The 7573-nt window shown below is 52.4% G+C and carries 6 protein-coding genes and 1 pseudogene; all 7 read right to left on the reverse strand.

All coding sequences use genetic code 11. From position 1 onward, the window contains the following. Nucleotides 1–130: 130 nt before the first annotated feature. A complete protein-coding gene (locus Q427_RS28365; protein WP_043518987.1) occupies nucleotides 131–1042 on the reverse strand; it encodes an AraC family transcriptional regulator in 912 nt (303 codons plus the stop codon). Nucleotides 1043–1144: 102 nt separating this feature from the next. Then, nucleotides 1145–1947 (reverse strand): annotated as a pseudogene (locus Q427_RS28370) (SDR family NAD(P)-dependent oxidoreductase). A gap of 70 nt (nucleotides 1948–2017) precedes the next feature. Beyond that, entirely contained in the window at nucleotides 2018–3022 is a 1005-nt protein-coding gene (locus Q427_RS28375; RefSeq protein ID WP_197030859.1) for an ABC transporter ATP-binding protein, read from the reverse strand. 2 nt (nucleotides 3023–3024) lie between these two features. Further along, nucleotides 3025–4071, reverse strand: a complete 1047-nt coding sequence (locus Q427_RS28380) for an ABC transporter ATP-binding protein (protein ID WP_231613984.1) — start codon at nucleotides 4069–4071, stop codon at nucleotides 3025–3027. Between the two features lie 2 nt (nucleotides 4072–4073). Beyond that, nucleotides 4074–5069 (reverse strand): ABC transporter permease, encoded by a 996-nt coding sequence (locus Q427_RS28385; RefSeq protein WP_051496807.1) that lies wholly within the window; start codon nucleotides 5067–5069, stop codon nucleotides 4074–4076. Then, nucleotides 5066–5980: an ABC transporter permease gene (locus tag Q427_RS28390; protein WP_043518990.1), complete on the reverse strand. Its 915-nt coding sequence runs from the start codon at nucleotides 5978–5980 to the stop codon at nucleotides 5066–5068. The genes Q427_RS28385 and Q427_RS28390 overlap by 4 nt, the downstream gene beginning before the upstream one ends. Before the next feature lie 63 nt (nucleotides 5981–6043). After that, nucleotides 6044–7573 (reverse strand): ABC transporter substrate-binding protein (locus Q427_RS28395; protein ID WP_155833735.1); only part of this gene is annotated, 1530 nt, incomplete at its 5' end.

The raw sequence follows: 7573 nt of genomic DNA on the forward strand, positions 1-7573 counted from the left end.
CCCAGCCGGCTCAGGGCGATGGAGGTATTGAAAACCGCACCGCCTGAGTGAGGCGCGAAAGCCGATTCATCTGCAGCTGTTTGGCGCGGCAGCATGTCGATGAGCGCCTCTCCATTACATAAAATCACTATCAATTCTCCTGCTCAAACAGTTGCCGCCAGGCAGACTGACGATACTCGGTCGGCGTCATGCCTTTCTCTTTGAGAAATCTGCGGTTAAAGTTGGAAATATTATTGAACCCACACTCGGTGCAGACGGATACGACCTTTTTCTCGCTCTCTCGCAACAGGCTGCAGGCTCGCGCAATACGCAGCCGTGTTAAGTAGTCAGAAAATCCGATCCCGGCATTTTTTCGGAAAAATCGGGAGAAAGTGGAATCAGTCATCCGAACCATGGCAGCGACGTGGGATAGTCGAATCTCTTCACCCAAATTGTCCATGATGTACTCGGTGACGATCTGCATCCATTTGGCAGTTGAAGGGTTGAGGTCGGGGGAAAAATAGGGACTGGAAAGAGTTTCCCATTGAGTCCGCGTGGCGAGATGACTGATAATATTGAAAAAGTGTGCCAGGGCTTCGAGGCCATCTCGGCCTTTCATACTGACAATCAGCTCTCTTGATTTCTTCAAATCGCCTGAGGTGAAACGAATCCCCTGCTTAGAATCCTCTAGAAGTTTCTTGGCAACGGAAATCTCTGGAAAAAGCGCCTGCGCCTCTTGCCCAAGAATCTTGTGATCGAACTGTACGACCACATCACGACCTTCAATGAGGTCGTGCTCGGAGCCTAGGTTGCTGACCCAATTGTGGGGCAGAGAGGGCCCAATGAGAAAAATATCACCGGGGTAGAAATGACCAATATGGTCACCGACAAATGACTGCCCCTCTGATTCCGTAATCAAGTGGAGTTCGTATTCCGGATGATAGTTCCACTTAGAGACGGGGGCCGGAAAATCGTGCTGCAGCCACCTGAAAGCATGCCCAGGATCTGGAATGATGACCTCAAGATCCGGTTTTTTGTTGATTAAATCACTGCCACCTTTCATAAATATCGTCTCTCTACATGCCTGCTTCCTAGTGTACTGGAATTGGGCATGGTTGAAAAATCACCCAGAGCCGTGGTTAGCAGTACCAGGTGAAATTCGACATCAGCCTATGCCACCAGAAATTGGTATGTTCACACCAGTAATATAGCTTGCATGATCACTTAACAGAAAGGCTACGGCCCCTGGAATTTCGTTGATTTCTCCGTACCGCCGCATGGGTATCGATCCGACCATTTGCTGTTCAACAATTTCCGGATCCTTATCAAAGTATTGGCTACCAGCCGATGCTTGCAACTCGATCTGCCGGGTCCACATGTAGCCCGGCCCCATGTAAGCTGGAGAGATGGCGTTGACCCTGATACTGTAAGGTGCAAGGTCCTTCGCAGCAGTTTGTGTCATGCCTAGCAGTGCAGCCTTGGAAGCGGCATAAGCAACCATGTTGGGCGGGCCACCTATCGCGGCCATACTTGCGGTATTGACCACTGCACCTCCACCATGACTGACCATGTACTCGGAAAATATTCTAAGGACGATAAAGGCCCCATTCACATTAATATTTATCACCCGTTGAAAGTCATCCAACGAGTACTGATGAGCAGGAGTAAATTCACCTTGATAACCAACATTGTTAAATAGAAAATCAACACCCCCCAACCCAACAATAATTTGCTCCAAGGCATTTTTGACCTGTACCGAGTCTGTGACATCGCATTGAACGGCCAGCGCTTGATGCCTGAAGACTTAAGCCGAGCCGTGGCATCGGCGAGCTTTCCGTCATCAATATCAAGAAGAGCGATACAGGCACCGAGCTCACCTAAGTGCAGGGCAGTGGCCAACCCGATATCGCCCGCGCCACCAGTTACGACTGCGACCTTTCCGTTAAATATCTTCTCATTATTAAACATTACAAACTCTCAGTAAAATTAGTTCATTATTTTCAAGAAAAGCCGACGTTTTCTTCACGCCAAACCGCTATCAGGATACGTTTGCTGCCGGAATCCACGGGCCAGGGAAGTGGCATGCATTCAAGTGAGATTCGCCGCGTCTTTCCAATGCCGGCTTTTTCTCAGCACACTTTGGCTTGGCACGCCAACAGCGCGTACGGAACATGCAGCCACTCGGCGGATTTCCAGGATCAGGCGGCTCACCGGCCAACCTTGGCTTCTCTTCCATCGCGGAACTGCCAAACCGAGGAACCGCTGATAGCAAAGCCTGGGTATAAGGATGAACGGCGTTATCGTAGACCTCGTTAGCATCCCCATGCTCGATAATTCTACCCAGATGCATCACCGCAACCTGGTCTGACACATGGCGAACCACGGAAAGATCATGGGAGATGAACAAATAAGCCACACCAGTCTCTTGCTGTATCTCCTTGAGCAATTTTAGAATTTGAGCCTGGACCGAAACATCCAGCGCAGAGACTGCCTCATCGCAGACAAGAAGCTTCGGATTGACAGCCAGCGCCCGAGCGATACCAATACGCTGGCGCTGCCCGCCAGAGAACTGCCCAGGGTACCGATTGCTCCACTCTGGGCGTAACCCAACTTGCTCCATCAGCTCGGCGACCCGCTGCTTGGGACTAGCCGGGCGTAACTCAGGATTGACAACCCAGCCTTCGGATATCAGCTTCTCGACGTTCATACGCGGGTTCAGTGACCCATATGGATCCTGAAACACCATTTGTACCTGCTGGCGAAATCGCTTCAATGCAGCGCCCTTCATACCCAGGATGGATTCACCGTCGAATCTGATATCGCCACCGCTTGGATCGGCTAGCTTAAGCACCAGTCGAGCCAGAGTCGATTTACCGGAGCCCGACTCTCCAACCAGACCGAGTGTCGTTCCAGCAGCAATGGTCAGGTTCACGTCGTTGGCGGCATGAATCAAGCGCTCTTCCCTTCGAAAGCCACGGCGCTTGCCTACATCGAAGGATTTATACAGCCCGTCAATTTCCAACAGCGGCTGGGGTTTAGACATAGTCATTTCGCTTCCTCCGTATCCTTCGCCACCGGATCAGCGTTAGCGATAGGAGAGGCCAGTCTCTTAATATCCCCTGCGAGATGGCAGGCACTCAGCTGGTGATTACCCACGTCTACCTTCTCTGGAATAGTTGCCTTGCACACTGCGATGCAATAACTGCAGCGGGGGTGAAACGAGCAACCCGAAGGTAAATTAACCAGATTGGGAGTGGTGCCAGGGATGATGGACAGCTCACTCTTCCCCTGATCGATTCGTGGCATGGCCGCCAGCAAACCGCGAGTGTAGGGATGTGCCGGTGACTGGAAAATCTGAGCACGGGTGCCCTGCTCGACAATCCGTCCAGCGTACATCACCACCACCCGATCGGAAATTTCGTAGGCTTGTGCCAGATCGTGGGTCACCAAAATCATGCTGAGTCCTAGATCATCCTTGAGGTCCTTCAGCAGTTGCATGATTTCGGCTTGGACGGTCACGTCCAAGGCAGTCGTGGGCTCATCGGCGATCAAAAGCTGTGGGTTGAGGGCAATTGCTGCCGCGATGACTGCTCGCTGTTGCATACCGCCAGAGAACTGATGTGGATATTCATTGACCCGTGCCTCAGCGTTGGGTATTTGAACTTTTTTCAATAGATCAACGGCAGCTGCCTTGGATCGCTTCCAACTCCAACCCCAGTGATGATGAAACATTTCTCCAATCTGGTAACCGACGGTGAACCTTGAGTCCAGCGCCGATTGCGCATCTTGTGAGATCATCGCTATTCGGGATCCCGCTAGTTTACGGCGGGCTGACGGTTTCAGTGAAAGAACATCAATGCCGTCAAAGTCAATATGACCGGAAACAATCCGAGCTGGCGGTGTCGGCAGGGTGCCGATTATCGACTGTGATGCGACGGATTTTCCCGACCCTGACTCACCGACAATAGTGACGGTTTCTCCAGGCTTGATTGTCAGATCAACGTTATTGACGGCGCATACCACCCCATCTTCCGTGTCGAACTCGACTTTCAGCTTGCTGACATTCAGGAGATTTTTCTCTATCGTCATCATCATCACTCCTGTGCCTGGGTTTTAGCTGGTGTCGGTTTTTGTCCTTTTACCAGCCAACGCCAGCGCTGAACCGGATCAGTGACTGCACGCGCCCAAGTGGCAAGCAGGTTGGCACTCAGGGCTGTCAGGAAAATAAAGAACCCGGGCACAGCCACCAGCCACCAAGCAGTAGAGATGTACTGCCGGCCATCGGCGATCAGGCGCCCCCAGGATGTCTCTGGCGGCTGTACGCCAAGACCAAGGAAGCTCAGGGCGGATTCGGCCAGAATCAGGCGCGCAACTTCGAGTGTGGCCAGTACCAGTATGGGTGAGATCAGGTTAGGCAGAATGTGAACACCGATGATTCTGCGATTACTGCAACCCACCACCCGAGCTGACTCAACGAACTGCTGTTCACGCAATGAGAGTGTCATGCCACGAGTGACCCGCGCGTAGACCGGCCATCGAACGATTGCCAGCACGATAACCACATTCCAAAAACCAGGGCCAAGAGCATAAAGAAAAAAGATGGCTAACATCAGGAATGGAAAGCCGATCTGAAGATCGACGACTCGCATGATAATGGAGTCCGTTTTTCCGCCATAGTAGCCTGCAATCAGCCCCATCATTACGCCGAAACCTCCCGAAACAATTACACCGGAAAAACCAACTGCCAGTGAAAGCTGTCCAGCGTATAGCACACGGGAAAATACATCCCTTCCCAGCGCATCCGTACCGAACAAATGCGGAAACCAAGAATCCGGCGAGGGTGTCAACGGAGGCATGTTGCGCAAGCGAAGGCTTTGATCAGTTGGGCTGAAAGGCGCAAGCAAATCCACGCCAAAAGTAGCAACTAGGATGAGCGTCAACCAGACCAGTGCAAACAAGGCCGTTGGATCGCGCAGTATCGCCAGGCTGTATAGCTTGATATTTTCACCAACTGTGCGCTGTCTGGCAATGGCTGATTCCGATGCATTGAGCTCGTCCTGCTGTGCGCTCTTGGATATTTTACTCGTCATGGCTGCACCTTTGGATCGATGTAGGTGTAAGTCAGGTCAACCAGGAAGTTGATGACAATAATAATGACAGTCATGACCACAACGGCGGCTTCGATCAGAAACAGGTCTCTCTGATTGATAGCTTGCAGCAGTAGTGAGCCTATGCCGGGCCAGGCAAAAACTGCCTCTACGACAATGGCACCATTTATCAGTGATGCCAGTTCATCACCAGACAGAGTTACGACTGGTATGGCGGCATTGCGCATGGTATGAAGAAAAATGCGACGTTCCGACATCCCCTTGGCTCGCAAGGTGGCCACATAAGGTTTGGCATACTCATCAAGCAGTGCACTACGAGTAAACTGTGCCAATCGGCCGATGGAACGGTAGGCCAGAGTGATAGCCGGCAAAATGACATAAGCCAGTGAACCTCCACCGTAACCACCGGTCGGTAGCCAGCCTAGGTGAATACTGAAGATTAGTATCAGCATCAGGCCAAGCCAGAAGTCGACGACTGAGACACCGCCGAGGCTGAAAACGGTGATAGCTCGATCCGAGATGGATTTTGGTTTAATGGCTGCCCAGGCACCCAAAGCGAGAGAGGCCGGAACCGCGATCAGCAGGGCAATACCTGCCAAGTAAAGTGTGTATGGTAAGCGCTGCATTACCAACTCCAATGCGGGTGCGCTCTGCCAGATGGATTCGCCAAACCCTTGGCTTATTCGAACAAGGAAGTCGACGAACTGAATTGGTAATGGCTGGTCAAACCCCAGTGATTGGCGCAAGTCGTCGCGTACCGCCTGGGACGCTTCCACTGGCAGCATCAGATCAACCGGATCGCCGATGATGGCACCTACCACAAACACCAGCAGCAGGGCAGCAGCAATGACCATGAGGGACTGGCCGAGCCGAGACAATACAAATTGAGTCATAGGGCAGCTCTTCGCTTTATTTTCGGAATATCAGGGTCGCAAACGACCCCTGTATTTTCACTCTCAATTATCGGTAGCGGGAGCCATGTCTTTCAGCTGGATTGACATGTCGATTCGGGGAGACCATTCCAGGCTTTCATGATTGACACCATGGAACAAAGGCTGATTTACCATCATAATGTAGGGGTTGTCTTCATAGACAATGCGCGACAATTCCTGGAAGTATTGTTCACGCTCTTCCCCGGTTGCGGCCGCACCCTTACGGTAAAGCTCATCGGCTTCCGGATTGCAGTAGGAAGAGGGGGCACCATCGCAAACAAAGTAGTTGCTGGCTGTGGGAGCCAGGTCAAACCACTCATCAGGATGGCGATGCAACGCCATGACACCACGGTCTTCTTCAATCTCGTGATAGTTGGTCAGCCAAGTCGGATTGAACGAACTGGGTTCGAGGATGGACGCATTCACGTTAGTGATACCAAGCTGGTTCAGCGACTCGAGAACAATCTCCAATACCTGATCATTTGCCGGGAAAGAATCCTGCCGTGCAATCAGGCGCAGCGGCATGGAATCTACGGGTACGCCGTCCGCTCTCGCCTCGTCCAGCAGCTCACGGGCACGATCCATGTTGAACTCATGAGGTTCAAGGTCTTCTACAAAACCCGTAACACCTTCGCTTACAAGCTGGCTTGCCGGCTGGGCGCCACCCAGAATGACCTCGCCAATGGCCTCGCGGTCCATGGCATGAGAGATCGCCATGCGAACACGATCATCTCCCAACACAGGATGCACGTTATCCAGCTTGATGAAGATGATACTGGAGGCTGGTGCTTCCAGGCAGCGATCGTCCAATTCAGCCAGACAGACGTCGGGCGTGAGTCGCTCTGCAAAATCAACTTCACCGGCACGCAGTCCGGATATCCGTGAGGCGTTCTCGGTACGTATTAGAAATGTGGCGCGTTCATATTCCGGATACCCCTGGGCGTCATTATTCCCAAAACCCCACCAGTCCTCATTACGCTCAACGATCACATGGTTGCCGCGGTCCCATTCCACGAAGCGATAGGGACCTGTTCCAACTGGCGATGTCAGCCACTCGTCCACGCTGTTTTCAATCTGCTTTTTGGACGGAATAGTAGACGCATATAGCCGTGTGGGCAGCAAAGGATCCGGTTCCGCCAGTGTGATTTCAAGCACGTACTCATCGACGGCCCGAAACTCCATGCTCGGCCCCATAAAGCCACGTATGGACAATGAGCCTCGGCGATCAGCATTCCAGGTCCAGTCCAAACCGAATGCAGCGACTTCGGCATTCAGGGCTGATCCATCATGAAATTGCACACCCTCTCTGATATGAAAATGCCAGGTGTGGTCATCAATTTGCTCCCAGTCTGTTGCCAGACCCGGCAGCAGGTCCCCGGTTCCCGGATCACGAGCGGTCAGTGCTTCGTACATGTTCCGTAGAATGGTCGAGTGGGATGCAATATATGCATGGGAGCTGTCGAGCGATTCTGGCTGCTCTGCAACAGCAATGGTGATTTCTTGTGCACTGAGTGGCGATGCAGCCATGGCACTGCCAAGCACCACTGTGGATGC

The organism is Halomonas sp. BC04 (genome assembly GCF_000568385.1).